This is a genomic window from Paenibacillus sp. P3E, assembly GCF_001909045.1.
GTDB lineage: Bacteria > Bacillota > Bacilli > Paenibacillales > Paenibacillaceae > Paenibacillus_AQ > Paenibacillus_AQ helianthi.
This window is the reverse complement of sequence record NZ_LVWH01000037.1, coordinates 26620-44832: the sequence shown is the minus strand read 5'-3', so window position 1 is coordinate 44832 and position 18213 is coordinate 26620. Positions and strand designations below refer to the sequence as shown.

Sequence of the window (18213 nt, the reverse complement as noted above, 5' to 3'; positions counted from 1 at the left end):
CCTGTCCTGGCGTCACATCCTACGATGCGCATTCTTGTAATTTAAAAGCCGCCCGGAATCACTCGGACGGCTGGCTTAAGATATGAATTATTGCAGATACTTCATTGGATTGATCGCGATCCCGTTTTTGCGGATTTCAAAATGCAGATGTGTGCCGGTTGAACGTCCAGTGCTGCCCATGACTCCGATTTGCGTACCTTGTTCAAGTCTTTGTCCAAGAGAGACTGAAATTCTGCTCAAATGACCGTAGTACGTAATATACCCGTTATGATGATCTACAATCACTACGTTGCCATATCCGTTCTGTACACCTGCAAAGCTGACTGTTCCGGCATCGGCGGCTTTGATCGTACGGTTACCGGACACCAGGTCAACACCTTTATGTACGCGGCCCCAACGCTCGCCGTAGCTGCTGGAAATCGATGCACCCATCACCGGCCAGGCAAACATCCCTGTTCCTTCTCCGGCAGACTTGGTTTCCTTGTACGTTCCTTCTCCGACAACCTTGGTTCCCCGGTACACCACTTCCGGCAGCGAAGCATGCACCACCGTCTGTCCCAGCCATTCTTCCTTGACGACCAGACCGTTTTCTTTGGTTAGGCGGTACTGCATCGTTTTGAGGCCAGTCTGTCCCGGACGTACCACTTTGCTCTTGCCTGCTGGGAGCAGATCGCTCTTACGCACAACCACATCCGGCTCGGTAACGACCTGTTCGCCCACCTGTTCTACGGTAACCACCGTAAGTGCGGGCTGGGGAACCGTCAATTGCAGAGTGTCGCCAATTTGCAGCGTCAATTCTTTGACCGTAGGATTGTTCTTGAAGATCTCAGCCTGTGTAGTATCATACAGCTTGGCGATACCAGAAATCGTGTCGCCTTCCTGCACCGTATACGTCAGCGGCTCCTCTTTGCCTTCGGTAAGTGCACTTACGGCTTCATCCACACTTAAGACTTTGTTCGGATCGGCTTTGACCGGTACAATAGACACCTGCTCGCGGATATCAGCCGACTCTACGGTATCCTTGGCACTGGTTGCGCCCTTGGCTGAACTTGAAGCAGCCGTCTTCTTGAGCTGCGCTCCTGTAGAAGCTTCGGTCTGCGGCATGTAATGCTCCTTGACACCTTTCAGCACGGCTGCTGCCGTCGCCTGATCCTTGACGATGCCAAGAACCTCGCCGTCTACCGTTAATTGCACACCTACCGCATAGGCCTTCAGCATGCCATCCAATTTGTCCAATGTGGCACGGCTGTCAACCTCAGGCTTAAAGGCTTTTTCGGCCTCGGTCGAAATCCCGTCTGTCTGCAGAACCATCACGGACTCAGGATACTTCACCTGATACTCCTGACTCTTCTGTTCAAATAGCTGCTCCAGATCAGCCTTTTGGCTGATCTTTCCGATTTCTTCGCCCTTCACCAGAACCTTATAGTAAGTTACCGTATTAGCGGTCACATACCTCTTCTCGGCTCCCACCAGAAACGCACCAAGCAGCACCAGACCGGCGGAAGCCGCGATCCAGGAGCGCCGTAATCTCCGGGGTTTAGTCTCCTGATGAAAGACATTATCGCTATCGGCATCGCTGCCCTGTTGACTTGCTGCACCGAGCTCTGCGGAATACCCGTCATCGTTCCGCAGCTTCCCCGCCTGGCGCATGAACTTAAATCCCTTCATGAAACTCTCCCTTTCAGTCCGCCCATTCCTACCGCACAGAGCGGCCAAGCTTTGTTATACGTCCCCTTTTATATATGCTGCAGCATCTATTTATCTATTTGCATGAGTACGAATGATCATGTTGTGAGGTACCTGAAAAAGGTTACAAAAAATTAACCCCTTATAGTCCTTTTTTACTGTACCACAGCCAGGAGAAAAATTTCAACTTTCCAAACACAACAAAACCCGCGAAAATCGCGGGTTTATTCCAGAAATATGACGCATAAACAGCCTTCCAGTGTCCAAAAAGTGACATTTATTAATTTTGTGGACTATCCTTGCTGTTTGGTGTAAGCATTTTCATTAAGGTCTCATATTCCTTTTGATCTACGTATTTCGCTATGACCTGCTGCAGTTCCTGGACTTCACTCTCTGTTAGCCCATCTTCCATGGCCTTGGATATCTTTTGCATTTCCTCCTGAGGCAGCTTAGCCATTAAAATATTGAAAATATTGGTTTTTTCATCAGCAGGCAGATTCTCCTTCAAATTCAGCATGGCCTCCGGTGTCATTACCAATTCCTGTTCACTGGCGGCTTCGCCCATCACAGGCAGGGCATCCTTAGGGGCATCTTCCTCCACCGTTTTCTCTCCACTTTTACCGCCAGTCGTATTTGGTTTACCTTCTTCCGTTTTGCTACTGTCTGGCACTGCAGTTTCTTTATCCTCAGCTGTAACTGGCGCCGGAGGTTTTGTGTCCATACCGGTCAGACTCTTCATAAATCCGCCGATCCCCGGCCCTGGGCCATCCAGCTTAATGTCGAAGCTTGCGAGCACCGACCGGATATACGTATTCACCACATAGGCTGTAGTCAGAATAGACAGTGCACTGGCCAGCACCACAATCAGGCAGACAGCAAGTGTACGCTTTACCATTTTCATCTTCATCTCTCCCTTGCTTCTGTTCATGGCCAATCTCAGGAATATCAGGCCTCGGGTCCTTCTATCCTTTCAGTATTGACTAGAACGCTGCAAGAGAAACGTCTGAACCGATATAGAGACTCTTTGATTATCGCCAGTAACAAATAAAAAGGAGCCTCAATAGAGGCCCCTCAGAGGATGAATCTTATATTCGATCTAGATATAGATTGGAAGTACTTGATTGGTCTGCTCACGGTTACGGCCTACGGAGAAGATCGAGATCGGAATGCCTGTAAGCTCCGACACCCGTTCAACATATTTCCGTGTATTCACCGGCAGGTCTTCCAGCGTCTTCGCCGAAGTGATATCCTCACTCCAGCCTGGAAGCTCCTCATAGACGGCTTCGCATTCTGCCAGCATTTTCAGTGAGGCCGGATAGTGGGTAATCACTTCTCCACGGTATTTATAACCTGTGCAGATCTTTACGGTTTCGAGACCACTAAGTACGTCAAGTGAGTTCAAGGACAGACCGGTAATTCCGCTGACGCGCCGGGCATGACGCACCACTACACTGTCGAACCAGCCTACGCGGCGTGCACGTCCCGTTACGGTACCATACTCATGACCAGTTTCACGGATGTAGTCGCCAATCGAATCGTTCAACTCGGTTGGGAACGGTCCATCACCAACACGGGTAGTATAGGACTTGGCTACACCGATAACCTGCTTAATCTTGGACGGTCCTACACCTGAACCGATGCAGACGCCGCCTGCCGATGGATTGGAAGAAGTAACAAATGGATACGTGCCTTGGTCAATATCAAGCATTACACCCTGCGCGCCTTCGAACAGCACACGGGAATCGGCATCAATGGCCTCGTTCAGCACTACAGAGGTATCCGTAACATAGCCTCGGAGCACTTCTGCGTACTCCAGATATTGGGTCAGAATTTCTTCTACGTCCAGCGCTTCCGCTCCATAGACCTGAGTAATTACCTGGTTCTTTTCTTCCATTAGGTGGCGCAGTCTCAGCTCGAACTCTTCTGCATCCATCAGATCAGCAATGCGGATACCGTTACGGGCGGCCTTATCCATGTAAGCCGGGCCAATCCCTTTGCGGGTAGTGCCGATTTTGTTCGGGCCTTTACGGTCCTCTTCCAGCGCATCCAGCAGCATATGATATGGCATGATGACATGGGCGCGGTCACTGATCACCAGATTCTTGGTGTCGAAGCCGTTCTCATGAATATAATTAATTTCTTGAATCAGCGCTTCAGGGTTGATAACCATTCCGTTACCGATGACACAAGTTTTCTCTTTATAAAATACTCCTGATGGAATCAAGCTCAGCTTGAACTTCTTCCCGTCAATCAGAATCGTGTGACCGGCATTGTTACCCCCTTGATACCGGGCGACCACATCTGCGCTCTCTGCCAGAAAATCCGTGATCTTGCCTTTGCCTTCGTCTCCCCATTGTGTTCCCACGACGACTACCGTTGACATGTTCATTCCTCCGTAGGTGCTCGCTTAGCACCATTATTTTTCAAAATAGAAGAATCTATATGATTAAGCTATAAATTATCCTTCTATTTCCCGCTGAAACCCGCCGTCCCTTTAGGACAGCGAAGCCGTTTCCACTTGTAATATGGGCTCTGTACTCGCTTCTTATGTACGCAGCCCTCCGGACGCCCGGCGGTTTAACCCGCTAAAGCACAATAACCAGTGTAACAGCGGTACTTTTTAAAGTCAAATAAAAACGAACGATCTCACAAGGAAATGTGTGATCGTTCGGATATTGTACAAAAAATGCCTAACCTGCAAACGGTTCGTTATGAGCACGCTCGTAGTTGACGAATTTGTTGAAATTTTTCAGGAACACCAGCTCTACGGTGCCTACAGGACCATTACGCTGTTTGGCAATAATAATTTCGATGATATTCTTCTTTTCAGTATCCTGATTATAGTAATCATCACGATACAGGAAGGCCACGATATCGGCATCCTGCTCAATCGAGCCCGATTCACGAAGGTCACTCATCATCGGACGTTTATCCTGACGCTGCTCCACACCACGGCTGAGCTGAGACAAAGCAATCACCGGTACATCCAGCTCACGGGCAATCTGCTTCAAAGTACGGGAGATCTCCGAGACTTCCTGCTGACGGTTCTCACCGCCCTTGCCGCGCCCCTGAATGAGCTGCAAATAGTCAATGACAATCATGCCCAGACCTTTTTCCTTCTTCAGTCTTCGGCATTTTGCACGAATATCCGTAACCGTAATACCGGGAGTATCATCAATATAGATTTCCGCTTCGGACAAAGATTGAATTCCCATCGTCAGCTTCGACCAGTCATCATCACTTTTGAAGTCACCAGTACGCATAATATTGGCATCCAGATTCGCTTCAGCACAAATCATACGTTGAACCAGCTGCGGCGCCGACATTTCCAGACTGAAAATAGCGACAGTCTCTTTGGCCCGAACCGCTACATTCTGGGCAATATTCAGGGCGAACGCTGTTTTCCCTACAGAAGGACGGGCAGCCACAATAATCAGGTCATTCCGCTGAAAGCCGTTAGTCATATGGTCAAGGTCCACGAATCCGGTAGGAATCCCGGAGGTCCCCCCCTTGTTCTGATGGAGCAGCTCCACCCGGTCGAATACCTGCATGAGCACATCACGGATGGCAATAAATCCGCTGCCGCTGCGCCGGTTAGAGATTTCAAGAATCCGCCGCTCGGCATCGCTGAGCATACCACCTACATCTTCTCCGCCGGTATAACCTTCACTGACAATCTGCGTCGCGGTACGGATCAAGCGCCGCAGCATCGCCTTCTCTTCGATAATTTGGGCATAGTATTCAACGTTGGCTGCAGTCGGCACCGCATGCGCCAGCTTCGCCAGATAGCTGACACCGCCGATATCCTCAAGCTGTCCCTTGTCCTGCAGTCTGGACGTCAGTGTAACCAGGTCAATCGGCTGGCTCTCTTCTCCGAGCTGCACCATCGCTTCAAATATCATCTGATGCGGTTTATCGTAGAAGTCTTCGGTATTCACCCGCTCCATCGCGGTAATCAGCGCCTCATCCTGCAGGAGCACAGCACCGATTACAGCCTGCTCTGCCTCCAGGTTCTGCGGGGGAATCCGATCGAAAAAGAGATCTCCACCCATCTTACTCCTCCGTTACCTGAACCGTGAGGTTAGCCTTTACTTCAGTATGCAGCTTCACCGTCACCTGAAATGTACCCACATGGCGAATCGGATCATTCAGTTCAATTTTACGCTTATCTATCGAAATCCCCTGGGTTGCTGCGAGGGTTTCGCCAATTTGCTTGCTTGTGATGGCACCGAACAGCCGGCCGCCTTCGCCAGCTTTGGCTTTTAGAGTCAATGTCAGCTCGTCCAGCTTCTTGCCCAGCTGAACGGCTTCCTCTTTCTCCTGATCCTTGCGGCGCTGCTCAGCAGCTGCCTGATTCTCCAGAGTCTTCACATTGCCTTCAGTAGCCGGGCGAACCAGTCCACGCGGCAGCAGGAAGTTGGCTGCATAACCCTCTGATACCTCTTTAACTTGCCCCTTCTTGCCCTGACCCTTAACATCTTTTATGAAAATGACCTTCATTCGAACAGCCCCTCTTTCGCTTCAATTTCAGCCAGTACTGCAAGCAGTCTGGCTTCTGCTTCCTTGCTTGTTCCTTCTAGCTGAACGGCAGCATTGGACAAGTGTCCGCCACCTCCCAGCTTTTCCATAACTACCTGCACGTTCATCCGCCCGAGTGACCGCGCGCTGATGCCAATGAGGCCGTCAGGCCGTTCGCTGATAACGAATGAAGCCACCACGTTCGTCATGCCCAGTAGCGTATCCGCCGTCTGGGCAATCAGCAGCTGCGGAATCTTCATTCCCGGAGCCGTGACAACCAGTGCTATATGATCATACACCATCCGGGCATGTTTGATAATTTCCGCTTTTGAAATATACTCCTGCAGATCCTCCTTCAGCATACGCTGAATCAGAATCGTGTCTGCACCGACCCGCCGCAGAAATCCTGCCGCTTCAAAGGTGCGAGAGCCGGTGTGTAGCGCAAAATGCTTGGTGTCCACCGTAATTCCGGCCAGGAGCATTGTAGCTTCCAGCGGGCTGAGCTTGATCTTGTCATGAATATACTGCAGAAGCTCTGTAACCAGCTCGCACGTAGATGAGGCATACGGCTCCAGATAGACCAGCACAGCATCGTTGATGAACTCTTCACCTCTGCGGTGATGGTCAACGACCACTATCCGGCTGGCATACTGCACCAGGCGGGGTTCCATGGTCATCGAGGCCTTATGGGTATCCACTACGATCAGCAGTGTATGCTCCGTCATGATCTGCAGCGCTTGTTCTGTAGAAATAAAAGCTTTGTTCAATTCCTCATCCCGGCGGATTTGCTCCATCATCCGGGTAATCGAAGGATTCGGCGTCTCCATCACAATGTTAGCTTCTACATTGTACATTTGCGCTGCTTTGAGCAGACCAATCGCAGCTCCTACAGCATCGATGTCTGGCGTCCGGTGGCCCATGATCAGCACCCGGTCGCTTTCCTGCATCAGGTCTCGCAGGGCGTGGGCAATAACACGGGCCCGCACTCTCGTACGCTTCTCAGCTGCATTACTCTTACCGCCATAGAAAGACAGCCGCTGGCCCGCCTTCACGGCCGCCTGATCGCCGCCCCGGCCAAGTGCCATATCAAGACTGGACTGCGCCAGTGCTCCCAGCTCGCTGGCCGATTCTGAACCGTAGGCAAGTCCGATGCTAAGCGTCATGGGCACCTTGAGATCAGCGGTCATCTCCCGCACCTCGTCCAGAATGACGAACCGGCTCTCCTCGAGCGCCTGCAGGCTACGGTGATTAAGCAACATGAGGTACCGCTCCGAAGACAACCGGCGCAGGTATACTTCAAACTGCTTGCTCCACTCCGTAATCTCACTCGCTACCTTGGCGATCAGCGAGGTACGTTGCTGATCGTCCATCCCCTGAGCCGCTTCATCCAGATTATCCATCATCACGATGCCGATCGCGAGCTTCTCTTCTTCGTAACGTTCGCGCAGCACCACAAGCTCAGTGATATCATACAAATACAGCATTCGCTCACTAGGGATTACGACGACCTGATAATAACGTTCATCGACAGCAATCTCCTGACGGATATCCTTCAGACTGTTATCTTTGGAGACTTCCCTCTTAACCGGCACATGAGTGGCAAGGGAGGGCATAATATCGGGCAGCAACTCCTCCATTTCATCCCCAACCAAAGATTTGCGTGAGAAAATATCACCGGCACTGCGGTTGTTCCACTCTACTTTCCGGTCCTCACTGTACAGAATAATGCCGAGTGGAAGCATTCCGACCGCTTCCCCCTCCACGCGCTTGATGCGAAAGGATAGCCCATTGATATATTCCACCAGATTCCGGCGGAACGAGAGTTCTGCCTGCAGCATAGAGAAGCAGAGGGTCCCTGCCAGAAACAGACTGGCGACACCAATAACCCAATTATAGACACTGACTACTATGATCAGCAGCAGCAGCAGCATAAACGCCCATACGGTATGATAGCCGTGCCAGCGTCTTTGCAGAAATTTTGGCATGAGCTCTCACCCTATCGTTTCGATTTCGTCACAAGCTCGCGCAGCGGGAACGCCAGGTCAACTATACCGATGATCCACAGCCCCGGCATAAAAATAACGGGAATCGACAGCAGGAGTGCCACAACCTTGCTCCATTTCCGCTCGTAGACCAGGAAGAAAAGGAAGCCGATGGCCTGAATGATAAAACCTATCCGCAATAACGGCAGCAGATTGTCGGAAATCATCGGCATGAATCCGCTGTCTGATCCCCCAAACATAAGGCTAAGCACTACACCCAGCAGATAATACCAGATGAACGATCTTGGAAGTCTCCAGTCACGGGCTGGCTTCATTCGCGGAACTGCATATTCCATACTATTCAGAATCGGACGGACAATGGAATGTGTGATCACGGCTATCATGAATGAGCTGATGATCAATGTCATTGGGATAATCTGCACAGTCATATGGCTAATCGTATTAACATCCTCGGAAGAGAGCTTCAATTCCGAAATCAGAGGATTGCTGGCCCCCAGTTCCGACAGCGGTGAATTCACCATCTGCAGCACATCATTCACATAGGTGGTAAGGTCAAAATTGAATAATGCGGTTCCTAACAGCAGCAGCAACAGAAATTCACCAAGAATGGTGATCATTCCGGCGAGCAGTGTAGACATCGCTGATGAACGTTTCTTGTACCAGCGCCCCATCACTAGTGCGGGTATCAAGAAATAGACCGCTATCAAGACATAGACGGGTGTAATCAGACCGACAATCAGCAGCACGGGCAGAATATGGAGAATAAACTGCTTCGTATTCAGAGTAGTGAACAGCACTACTGCCGGAATAATCATAAATAATGTAGTGATAATGAGCAATGGGGTTGATAATGAGAGCAGCAACAGCAGATACACTATGCTCCATGCCACCGATGTCCAGCGAAATTTCAACAGTATTCACCTCTTACGCATATGTTCTTCTAATGCAGATATATCCTGGTACCATTCTTCCAATTGATGCCCTTCCTGCCTGTGTTTTCTGAGCTTTTCAATCAGCAGATCGTCGAGTTCACGATAGGGGATTCCAAGCCTGCGACCCAAAATATAAGAACTCATAATCAGGCTGGCCAGACTGTCTCCCACACGCGAGGTACTGCCTTCCCAGAGCGCTTTGAACAACCGTGAGACTTGATCAATAACTTCGGTCTTCAACCATTCAATTACCTTGGCGCGTTTGGCTACATCCAAATCCTTCGGCACATTGGGCACAGTCTCTCTACCTCCGGCAAAAAGCATTATTCTCCATTATAGCATAAATAATTCCCAGCTACACGGGACGTCCACCGTCCCGGAAGTACTCGCTGTACTTTTCAAAAAAGGCCCGCATTCCGTGCTCGCCGGAAATACAGGCCTTGATCCATACTGCCTCAGGTCGCAAAACAAAATAAGATGGCTTACACCGATTCCTGTGACTGGCGTGAAACAACCTTTTCACAATATTCAATAATTTGACTCCGGCGTACGATACCAATGAACCGGTTCATGTCATCGACAACAGGCACAAAGTTCTGTACCTTGGCTAAATTGATTAGATCCTCCATATCCGCATCAATGGATACCGGCAGATTATTCATCCGCAGCGGCACATCCTTCAGCAGAAATTTGGAAGCATTTTCGAACGTCACCGCCCCACCCGAATCCTTCATATACCAGAGCAGATCACCTTCCGTTACTGTTCCTGCATATTCCCCGTTCCGGTTCAGAATCGGCACAGCAGTATAGCGGTGGAACTCCATCCGTTCCAGAGTCTGACGCAGCGTTGAATCGAGGGTCACGCACGCCACCTCCTGTTTCGGAAGTAAAAAAAACGCAATATTCATCTCTTGATCCTCCTCAAAGAGTTCCGAAGGAATTATTATGCCTTACCCTTTCCTTGAAGCAAGGGCCATCCGTAATTATACGTCTTTAGCCAATCATTCGTTCCATTTTATTATAGCATGAGAACAGTAAGCAGCAGCCATTAAGATTGCGTATGGCTGCTGCTATCATTGCTTATTCTTTTACGAAGGAATTACTGTGCTGCGGATGTAGCCGCAGGCTCCAGTGCATTTTGTGCTTTGCCCGGTTCGATTAATTGATCCACCGGTGTGCTGGCATTCATCCAGTTGTCGATCATCGCTTTGGCTTCAGTCAGGTCCTTTTCATCAACGATATCATAATACACACCGCCGATGCGTTTGCCCTCACCCATCACGGTAAAACTGGAAATATCCATATCTTTTCCGCCCATGAATTTTCTGGCCAGACTAATAATTGTAGACGGCGCAATATCCGTCTTGAAATTGTCGCCCATAATATCCAGCAGCTCGGGGATGTTCCCGATTTGGCTGATGGACAGCATCTTGTTCGCAACTACATCAATGAATACCTGTTGCCGTTTCGTACGGTTAAAGTCACTGTCTTCACGGTAGCGCGTATAGTTGAGGGCCTCTTCACCATTATAATTGGATTTGCCGCCTTCAATAGTGAATTTCTCATGATCCTTACCCTTGTTCACAATGTCTTTTTTGATCGGCAGCGGTACACCGCCAATGGCATCAACCGCATCCTTTAGGCCCTGGAAATTTATAGTGGCATAATATTGAATGTCGTGTCCAAGCAGGTTCTCCAGCGTATCCTTGGCCATCTTCTGGCCCCCGAACGCATAGGCATGCGTAATTTTATCCTTTTTGTTGTCATCGTGTCCGATGATCTCGGTGTACGTGTCCCGTGGAATAGAGATCAGTAGAATTTTATAATCTTCAGGCCGGATAACCGCGTAGATCATCGTATCAGAACGGGCCGTTTCATTTTTACGCTGGTCCGTACCCAGCAGCATTAGAGAAAACGGGTCGCTTTTGTACACAACAGGCTCGGGTTTTATCGTCGTATTCCCATCATTCACTAGAGGCTGGTAAGATTTCTGGGAGAGCTTATTCTCGACCCGATCCGACAAAAATAGATCAAAGGCCAGTACCGCCAGCTGTTTTTGGAATAGAAATCCTCCACCGATTAATACTACAAGTGCAGCAATGATGATGATGTATCTTGTCTTTATTTTTTTGATTTTTTTCATGATTTTTTGATTCCTTCTTTATGGTGGAATGGTTATATGATTGCTTGCGATCTATTTACAATGCTTGCCTGGAGCGCACCAAGCAGTCATGGTTGTGCTTTTCTTAGCTGTTAAGATTTTGACCGATTCGGTATTATTATGTTTCCCCCCTTTCTGGAATTCGGGTCATTCTATTTGTAGAATAAACATGGAAAACGGCTTTGACACATAAACAATATTTCTATTGTAATCACTTGCCGCTAAAAAAGAAACAACAAATAACGACATGTTTAGTGCTGGAGCTACTTGCAATCCATAAAGGATATGACGAATGAAACTTCATTTTGATGCAGAATTAATAAAAAAGAAGCAAAACTGCAAGGTCCGCCTTCCACAGGCAGCGACTCCCCAGCTTTGCTTCAATTCAATCCTCTTCCTTAATCCACCAAGTCTGTGGTTCAATAATAGTGCTCATGGAATTTACCCGAACGTTCTGCAGACGTTTGTTAACGGCCGTAATATTTGTGCGTTCGGCAAAAAAGATCATCGGCACTTCCTCGTTGATTAATTTTTGCCATTCATAGTAGACCTGCTTGCGGTACTCTTTATCATAGGATTTGATTCCTACGCCTTCACGGATCAAATCTTCACTACGCTTTGAACTGTACCGTGGATAATTCCACAGATCAGTCGCTCTCCATAGACCGGAGGGGTCCGGATCGCTGGCCAACCCCCATACTCCGTTGAACAGCTCAACTGAGGGATCGTCATTTTCTACAGCTTCGTAGAAGTCATTAAGCTCCTTAAGCTTGCCTCCGTTCAGCCGGACATCCAGTCCGACATCGCGCCAATTCTGGAGAATTGCCTGCGTTCTTGCTTCAGCGGTTGTCGTTCCGGTCATGGCATCGTAGTTTATTATAAATGAGTGTCCTTTGGGGTCTTCACGCAATCCATCGCCATCCCTGTCCACATAGCCGGCTTCGTCCAGGAGTGTCTTTGCTGTATCCGGATTGTAGTCATACGTATTGATTTCTGCGTTGGGAATCTTAGCCCAGCTTGAGCTGGAAACCGGAGTTTCAATCAGACTGCCAAGACCATAGGAGTACTGGTCAATAATTCCCTTCCGATCGAGTGCGTAATACATGGCCTGCCGTAGACGCTTATCGGCGAACTTGGGATTATTCATAATAATCTGCTGGGTTTCCTTATCCCAAGATCCGAATTTGAATCCTATGTATTCGTAAGATAGCTCCGGAGATTCCAAAACCTCCACCTGGTCCAGCTGCTTCAGCGATGCATAAGCATCACGCGGGGCTGAAGCTATATCCACTTGATTCTCTTCAAGAAGATTCACGATTTCCTTATCATCAAACACTTTATACTGCACTCCGTCCAAGAAAGCCTTCCCCTGATAGTAATGATCAAATCGCTTCATCTCCACAAGCTGCCCGGGCTGGATATTTGTTACCTCAAAGGGGCCAATCCCGATAGGATGCTTCCGCACCGGATCGCTGTCCGGCATATCCTTCACCGCGATTCCGCTGAAAACCTTTTTATTCATCGGGTAGGACCACAGGTTGTCCAGTGCATTTACCCGAACCCCGTTCATCGTAATTCTCAGTGTATAGGGGTCAATCACTTTTATCCCGCTGATCTCCTTGGCTTCCCCTTTATGATAGGCTTCTGCGCCCTTAATCATTTCCACACTGTAGTACCGTGACCCTGTATATTCCGGGCTGGCAATGGTCTCCAGTGCAAACTTCCAATCTTCTACAGTTAACTCATCGCCATTATGCCAGCGGACACCCGCCTTTATTTTGAAGGTGAACACGGTGTGGTCGTCTGATTCCTGCCAGGAGGCAATGCCCGGAACGGTGGTTAAGTCATCTTTTACCTTAAACATGGATTCTGTAATGAACTCCAGTACCTGGAAATCGTCCTCACCCTCATAAAAAGCGGGATCAAACAACCCTTGAAACGGAGAGGAGTAGCCATAAGTGATGGTTCCCCCAGCTACAGGAACTTCTGACGTATTATTCGAAAGAATTCCATAGGAAAGCCGCTCAGAGCTAATACCGCTGCAAGCAGACAGCATCATAGCCATCGCCAGCACCAGTGTGCCATATCTGCGCTTCATCATATCATTCTTCCCTTCTTCCATTGTAAGCGCTATCCACAGATTGTTTTATTAATCATTTCTATTGTCATTCTTTACAGCCTTTATAGACTATAATATTGAGGATATACAATAATCAGTCTAAAGTGAAGCACTTAATTCAACTTCGCACCCTACTAGCCCTTGTAGTAACATCCATACTTTTTGAAAAAAGCCTGCCCAAGGGGCAGGCCTTTGCATTTTCTGCTGCGGTTACTCGTCCTTCCCCTCATGAATAATAGTAAGGCCTTCCACATGCTTTTTCCGCATCAACTTACGCATTTTCCGTGTTTCCTTACTCTCGAAAATAATATCAAAATCATATTCCTCCGGATAGAGCTCTTCTTTAGAGAGGTATGGTTTTAGACGTTTATGATTGAATTTCATTTTTTGCTTTTGAATCATAACGCCAACCATTCCCATTCCGTCCCTTGCCTCATAGACGATTCCCGTCCTGCCCAGTGGCTTCACATACACCGCATCTCCTACTTCATATTCCTTCTTCTGTTCCTTGCCATCACCTGTTTGAGCAGAGTTTAGGTCTCCTGATAAATCCTCTGTCAGTCCTGCAGAAACACTTGAAGCCAGCTCTTTCTCAGGGGAATCATTCCCTTCCACATGTTTGAACCCTTCACCTGATTTGCCGTGTCCTGAACGGTTAAAGTTGTTCCAGTACCTTTTATCTCCGTCCACTTCATGCTGCCCTTCTACAAGCTGCTGCGAGCGCCGGATAACAGACTCGGGGATGCCTAATTTTTCGGCAATTTGCAGGGCATAACTTTCACCCGCTTCACCAATAGTTAACTGGTAGATCGGTTGCAGCGTATTCTTGTCAAACTCCATCCGCGCATTTTGGAACCCGCTGGTGGATGCGGCGAAGACCTTAAGTTCATTAAAATGAGTAGTAACTATTATATTAGCTCCTTTGCGGTTCAGTTCCTCGAGAATGGCTATCGAAAGTGCGAAGCCTTCTCCAGGGTCCGTACCCGCCGCCAGCTCATCAATCAGCAGCAGTACACCCTTACCCGCATCTCTAAGCATCCCTTCTATACTCTTCATCTGTGCTGAAAAGGTGCTTAGAGACTGTGTCAGACTCTGTCCGTCGCCAATCACGCTGATGACATCCGAGAACACAGTGAAGTCGCTGTCTGGCTCTACAGGGATTAGCAGCCCTGATTGAACCATTAGGGTTAGCAGCCCCAACGTTTTGAGCACTACCGTTTTGCCGCCCGTATTTGGTCCGGTGATGATAAGGGACTTGTAGCCATTGCCGAATTCCAGACTCACTGGAATCATCCCATCCAGATTAGGGTGCCGGCCCCCATTCATCCTCAAGTAACCGCGGTCATTCAGGGCAACATTTCTTGCACCCATTGTACGCGCATATTTGGCTTTGGCGAAAATAAAATCATAGTTGCCTGTAATTTCAATATTCAGCCGCAGCGCCGCCTGCTCCTTCTCCAAAAGCCCTGTCAGCATGCTTAGAATCTGCATCTCTTCCCTAGCCTCCTCAGCCCCCAGCAATTCGAGCTCCCCCTGCATGGAGGCGATCTCATAGGGCTCTACAAATACGGTCTGTCCGCTGGTTGACTGATCCAGTACCGCTCCTTTTACCTGCTTGTGATATTCTCGCTTTACAGGAATTACATACCGCCCACCGCGCATGCTGACGAGGTTCTCCTGCAGGATTCCCTGGTGCCTCGACATTACAGCTTCTATCTTCCTCTGCAGGCGATCCTTGGCTACAGCCAATCGTTTCCGGACCCGTTCCAGCCCTTTGCTGGCGTGGTCATCAATGGTCCCTAGTCGTATACAGCGTTCAATCTCCTCCCGCACGTCTCTCAGTTCCACTAGAGAAGCCGCATAGGAAGCAATCCGTGGAGCCGTTTGCTCTTTGGCCTTCATGTATTTACGCAGCTGGCTGCAGCTCTGCAGAAACACCGATACTGCCATGAAATCCTTCTCACTATACAGATATCCTGTTCCTAGCAGCGACATTAGGTTCTCCATTCCCTCAAGGGAGGGAATCGGTACGCTTGCTCCTCTTTCCAAAAGCTCCTTCGCCTCAGCAGTTTCATCCAGCGCCCTGTGAATGGCCGGAAGATAGGTCATAGGCTCAAGGCCGCTTACCGCCTTTTTCCCTTCATAAGATACGGTGTGACGTCCAAGCTCTGCCCTCATTTCCTCATATTGCAGAGTGATCTGGCTTTGTGTATTCATTGTTCAATGTTCCTCCCTTATCCCTCACCTGAACGCTCAGGCGGGCTGCTGATCTGTCCGTAACGCAAAAAAGGGCAAAGACTGCCACTACGGCTGTCTTTGCCCTCATTTACTGCTGCAATCCTCTTTGTGCTTCAGCCACTTGCCCCTTTGGGGATATTCAGCCTGAAGACAGAAAAAACCGTGCTGCAAGAGCACGGTTAAATCACAAAGAGAACATTAGCCGTAAAGAGGCCATATGACGCTTCGCGTGTGTCCTTAACTAATTCACTCACCTTCCCTGAAGCACGAGCACATCCCTCCGGACATACTCAAACATAGCCCGCTTTACTCTGAGAGCCGGCCTTATGTAGCTTACGGGTTAGATGATATGAAATTGCTTAGTTAAGAACGCTCACCAACATCAAAATTTCCCCTTTAGTTATAGGATACCTGTAATTTACTACATTCCATCACCTTCGTCAATTCCCTGCACAATAAACAGAAGCAGCCCTGAAATATAAAAAAGCAGCCGGCTAAGCCGGCTGCTTCATGAAACGTCCTATTCCGTTGTGTAAGGCAGCAGCGCGATTTGACGCGAGCGTTTTACAGCAATGGTCAGAGCGCGTTGGTATTTAGCACTTGTACCTGTTACACGACGCGGCAAGATCTTTCCGCGTTCGCTGATGAACTTCTTCAGAAGCTCAGTGTCTTTATAGTCAATGTGAGTAATCTTGTTCACAGTGAAGTAGCACACTTTTTTGCGCTTGTTGCGTCCACCACGACGTGCCGGTCTTTTGTCGTTGTCTCCGCCTTCTCTTTGTTTGAAAGCCATGTCAGTTCAGTCCTTCCTTATTAAAATGGCAAATCATCGTCCGATATATCGATCGGTTTTCCATCGCCCGAAAAAGGATCTTGAGTATTGTTGTTACGCGAGAAATTATTGTTATTTCCGCGTCCACTGTTACCGCCGCCACCATAGGATGGTTCTTCTGGTACATTTCCGCCACTTGGCGCATTGCCACCTTCACGATTCTGCGAGGATTCCAGGAAACGGACATTATCGGCAATAACTTCAGTAACGTATACACGTTTTCCTTCGTTATTCTCATAATTCCGTACTTGGATGCGGCCTTCCACGGCTGCCAGACGCCCTTTGCGCAAGTAATTGGCACAGGTCTCAGCCAGCTGTCTCCAGGTTACTACCGGGATGAAGTCCGCTTCGCGTTCACCGTTCTGGCCCGTAAAGTTGCGGTCTACGGCAAGCGTAAACTGCGTTACGGCAACACCAGCGGGAGTATAACGAAGTTCCGGGTCACGGGTCAACCGACCGATCAGAATGATACGGTTCAACAATTCAATCCCCTCCTTATAAGCGATTCGTTACAAAGCTTGTCAAGATCTTAGGCAACGTCGTTCGTAATGAGATAACGAATGACTTCGTCGGAAATCTTCATGAGACGTTCCAATTCGGTAACAACTGCAGGTTCTGCAGTAAAGTTAACCAAAACAAAAACGCCATCACGGAATTTCTTGATCTCATACGCAAGACGGCGTTTACCTTGCACATCGTGCTTTGTAATTTCTCCGCCGTTGGAGATGATGCCTTGGAATTTTTCGACTGCTGCTTGAACGGCTTCTTGTTCAATGTCAGGACGAATAATGTACATGACTTCATATTTGCGCATAATTTTCACCTCCTTATGGTCTGCGGCCCCTAATCACGTCAGGAGCAAGGAACGAGCACAAACATAGACTCGCACCAAATTAATATACCAAATTGCCCAAAGGAGTGCAAGTTATTTTTATCAAGAAGGCTATTGGGTACTTTTTAGGCTACATGAAGAGACATTGATCCGAGCATAATAACACCGTAATTACTCACTCTATCCAAGGAGGAATGGTCAAATGGGCGAGCAAACCGAATACGAAAAAGACGATAAGGCTCCAAATCCGGGCATCTACACAGAGGTTGGCGAAGCACGAAGCTTCCATACCCAAATTCAGAATCCAAAACGAATTGAAATGAAGAGGGGTGACACTTTTCCGGAAACCTCAAATAAAGACCGCAAGTGGAAAAAGGTTGAAAAAGCCCGGGTTCATTAATTTTTACATCACATGTATAAAAAAAACCTCATGAGACATACTATTCTCAGGCAGTACAAAAGAGAGGTGTGGTTCCGTTGGACGTCGTAGACGAACACAATCACAAGGATTCTGAATCAGCATCTATTGTAAGTCGGGGAGAGTAAAGGCTTCCTCTTAAAAAAGGGATAAGCCTGGCAAAACCTGCATCACTTTAGCGGCTATAGACAGATTAAATCCGAACGTTATCCATGTACTGCCTCTTGAGAGGGACCTGAAAGGGTCCCTCTTTTGTTTTTCGGTTGAATTGACATTACATAAAATAAAAAAATCCTCCGTTATGTCAACGGAGGATTCGTAAGTTAATGTATGTAGTACTGAAGTGGCGGAGAGGGTGGGATTCGAACCCACGCACGCTGTGACACGCCTAACTGATTTCGAGTCAGCCCCCTTGGGCCTCTTGGGTACCTCTCCGCAGCAAGAATTATTGTAGCACGCCAACTTTACTTTTGC

16 protein-coding genes and 1 tRNA gene are annotated in these 18213 nt (G+C 48.5%); 1 reads left to right on the top strand and 16 read right to left on the bottom strand.

Annotation, left to right across the window (positions count from 1 at the left end):
* Nucleotides 1-87: 87 nt before the first annotated feature.
* From A3842_RS05605 to rpsF, 15 genes are all read right to left on the bottom strand, one after another.
* On the bottom strand, nucleotides 88-1668 hold the full coding sequence (locus A3842_RS05605) for a peptidoglycan DD-metalloendopeptidase family protein (protein ID WP_083606924.1): 1581 nt from the start codon (nucleotides 1666-1668) through the stop codon (nucleotides 88-90).
* Nucleotides 1669-1966: 298 nt separating this feature from the next.
* Nucleotides 1967-2587, bottom strand: a complete 621-nt coding sequence (locus A3842_RS05600; RefSeq protein WP_074100756.1) for a hypothetical protein — start codon at nucleotides 2585-2587, stop codon at nucleotides 1967-1969.
* A 195-nt stretch (nucleotides 2588-2782) separates the two neighbouring features.
* Complete coding sequence (locus tag A3842_RS05595) at nucleotides 2783-4069, bottom strand: adenylosuccinate synthase (protein WP_074100724.1); 1287 nt, start codon at nucleotides 4067-4069, stop codon at nucleotides 2783-2785.
* A gap of 307 nt (nucleotides 4070-4376) precedes the next feature.
* Complete coding sequence (gene dnaB, locus A3842_RS05590) at nucleotides 4377-5738, bottom strand: replicative DNA helicase (protein ID WP_074086464.1); 1362 nt, start codon at nucleotides 5736-5738, stop codon at nucleotides 4377-4379.
* Nucleotide 5739: 1 nt separating this feature from the next.
* Nucleotides 5740-6186 carry a 50S ribosomal protein L9 gene (rplI, locus tag A3842_RS05585; protein ID WP_074086465.1) on the bottom strand — a complete coding sequence of 149 codons (447 nt, stop codon included), beginning with the start codon at nucleotides 6184-6186 and terminating at the stop codon, nucleotides 5740-5742.
* Nucleotides 6183-8189 (bottom strand): DHH family phosphoesterase, encoded by a 2007-nt coding sequence (locus A3842_RS05580; RefSeq protein WP_074086466.1) that lies wholly within the window; start codon nucleotides 8187-8189, stop codon nucleotides 6183-6185. Before A3842_RS05580 ends, rplI begins: the two co-directional genes overlap by 4 nt.
* An 11-nt stretch (nucleotides 8190-8200) precedes the next feature.
* Entirely contained in the window at nucleotides 8201-9118 is a 918-nt protein-coding gene (locus tag A3842_RS05575) for a DUF2232 domain-containing protein (protein WP_074100723.1), read from the bottom strand.
* 6 nt (nucleotides 9119-9124) lie between these two features.
* Nucleotides 9125-9427 carry a MazG-like family protein gene (locus A3842_RS05570; RefSeq protein ID WP_178382299.1) on the bottom strand — a complete coding sequence of 101 codons (303 nt, stop codon included), beginning with the start codon at nucleotides 9425-9427 and terminating at the stop codon, nucleotides 9125-9127.
* 194 nt (nucleotides 9428-9621) lie between these two features.
* Nucleotides 9622-10047 carry a CBS domain-containing protein gene (locus A3842_RS05565; protein ID WP_074086468.1) on the bottom strand — a complete coding sequence of 142 codons (426 nt, stop codon included), beginning with the start codon at nucleotides 10045-10047 and terminating at the stop codon, nucleotides 9622-9624.
* Nucleotides 10048-10238: 191 nt separating this feature from the next.
* The gene (locus tag A3842_RS05560; protein WP_244169802.1) at nucleotides 10239-11282 is read right to left on the bottom strand and encodes an LCP family protein; all 1044 of its coding nucleotides are present in this window, start codon (nucleotides 11280-11282) and stop codon (nucleotides 10239-10241) included.
* A gap of 403 nt (nucleotides 11283-11685) precedes the next feature.
* Entirely contained in the window at nucleotides 11686-13398 is a 1713-nt protein-coding gene (opp4A, locus tag A3842_RS05555; protein ID WP_083609493.1) for an oligopeptide ABC transporter substrate-binding protein, read from the bottom strand.
* Nucleotides 13399-13629: 231 nt separating this feature from the next.
* Nucleotides 13630-15636: an endonuclease MutS2 gene (locus A3842_RS05550; RefSeq protein ID WP_074100721.1), complete on the bottom strand. Its 2007-nt coding sequence runs from the start codon at nucleotides 15634-15636 to the stop codon at nucleotides 13630-13632.
* Nucleotides 15637-16177: 541 nt separating this feature from the next.
* Nucleotides 16178-16450: a 30S ribosomal protein S18 gene (gene rpsR, locus A3842_RS05545; RefSeq protein WP_019914552.1), complete on the bottom strand. Its 273-nt coding sequence runs from the start codon at nucleotides 16448-16450 to the stop codon at nucleotides 16178-16180.
* A 20-nt stretch (nucleotides 16451-16470) separates the two neighbouring features.
* Nucleotides 16471-16971, bottom strand: a complete 501-nt coding sequence (gene ssb / locus A3842_RS05540) for a single-stranded DNA-binding protein (RefSeq protein ID WP_074086470.1) — start codon at nucleotides 16969-16971, stop codon at nucleotides 16471-16473.
* A gap of 47 nt (nucleotides 16972-17018) precedes the next feature.
* The gene (gene rpsF / locus A3842_RS05535; RefSeq protein ID WP_074100720.1) at nucleotides 17019-17303 is read right to left on the bottom strand and encodes a 30S ribosomal protein S6; all 285 of its coding nucleotides are present in this window, start codon (nucleotides 17301-17303) and stop codon (nucleotides 17019-17021) included.
* Between the two features lie 220 nt (nucleotides 17304-17523).
* Here rpsF and A3842_RS05530 point away from each other — a divergent pair, with 220 nt between their 5' ends.
* Complete coding sequence (locus A3842_RS05530) at nucleotides 17524-17721, top strand: YjzC family protein (RefSeq protein ID WP_074100719.1); 198 nt, start codon at nucleotides 17524-17526, stop codon at nucleotides 17719-17721.
* A gap of 362 nt (nucleotides 17722-18083) precedes the next feature.
* Here A3842_RS05530 and A3842_RS05525 read toward each other — a convergent pair.
* A tRNA-Ser gene (locus tag A3842_RS05525) sits at nucleotides 18084-18174 on the bottom strand.
* Nucleotides 18175-18213 lie beyond the last annotated feature (39 nt).

Bases quoted from the DNA above. Each gene is read 5' to 3' on its own strand.
- A3842_RS05605 (WP_083606924.1), bottom strand. From the start codon at position 1,668: ATGAAGGGATTTAAGTTCATGCGCCAGGCGGGGAAGCTGCGGAACGAT.
- A3842_RS05550 (WP_074100721.1), bottom strand. From the start codon at position 15,636: ATGAATACACAAAGCCAGATCACTCTGCAATATGAGGAAATGAGGGCA.
- rpsR (WP_019914552.1), bottom strand. From the start codon at position 16,450: ATGGCTTTCAAACAAAGAGAAGGCGGAGACAACGACAAAAGACCGGCA.
- A3842_RS05580 (WP_074086466.1), bottom strand. From the start codon at position 8,189: ATGCCAAAATTTCTGCAAAGACGCTGGCACGGCTATCATACCGTATGG.
- rpsF (WP_074100720.1), bottom strand. From the start codon at position 17,303: ATGCGCAAATATGAAGTCATGTACATTATTCGTCCTGACATTGAACAA.
- A3842_RS05600 (WP_074100756.1), bottom strand. From the start codon at position 2,587: ATGAAAATGGTAAAGCGTACACTTGCTGTCTGCCTGATTGTGGTGCTG.
- opp4A (WP_083609493.1), bottom strand. From the start codon at position 13,398: ATGAAGCGCAGATATGGCACACTGGTGCTGGCGATGGCTATGATGCTG.
- A3842_RS05595 (WP_074100724.1), bottom strand. From the start codon at position 4,069: ATGTCAACGGTAGTCGTCGTGGGAACACAATGGGGAGACGAAGGCAAA.
- A3842_RS05560 (WP_244169802.1), bottom strand. From the start codon at position 11,282: ATGAAAAAAATCAAAAAAATAAAGACAAGATACATCATCATCATTGCT.
- A3842_RS05565 (WP_074086468.1), bottom strand. From the start codon at position 10,047: ATGAATATTGCGTTTTTTTTACTTCCGAAACAGGAGGTGGCGTGCGTG.
- dnaB (WP_074086464.1), bottom strand. From the start codon at position 5,738: ATGGGTGGAGATCTCTTTTTCGATCGGATTCCCCCGCAGAACCTGGAG.
- A3842_RS05530 (WP_074100719.1), top strand. From the start codon at position 17,524: ATGGGCGAGCAAACCGAATACGAAAAAGACGATAAGGCTCCAAATCCG.
- rplI (WP_074086465.1), bottom strand. From the start codon at position 6,186: ATGAAGGTCATTTTCATAAAAGATGTTAAGGGTCAGGGCAAGAAGGGG.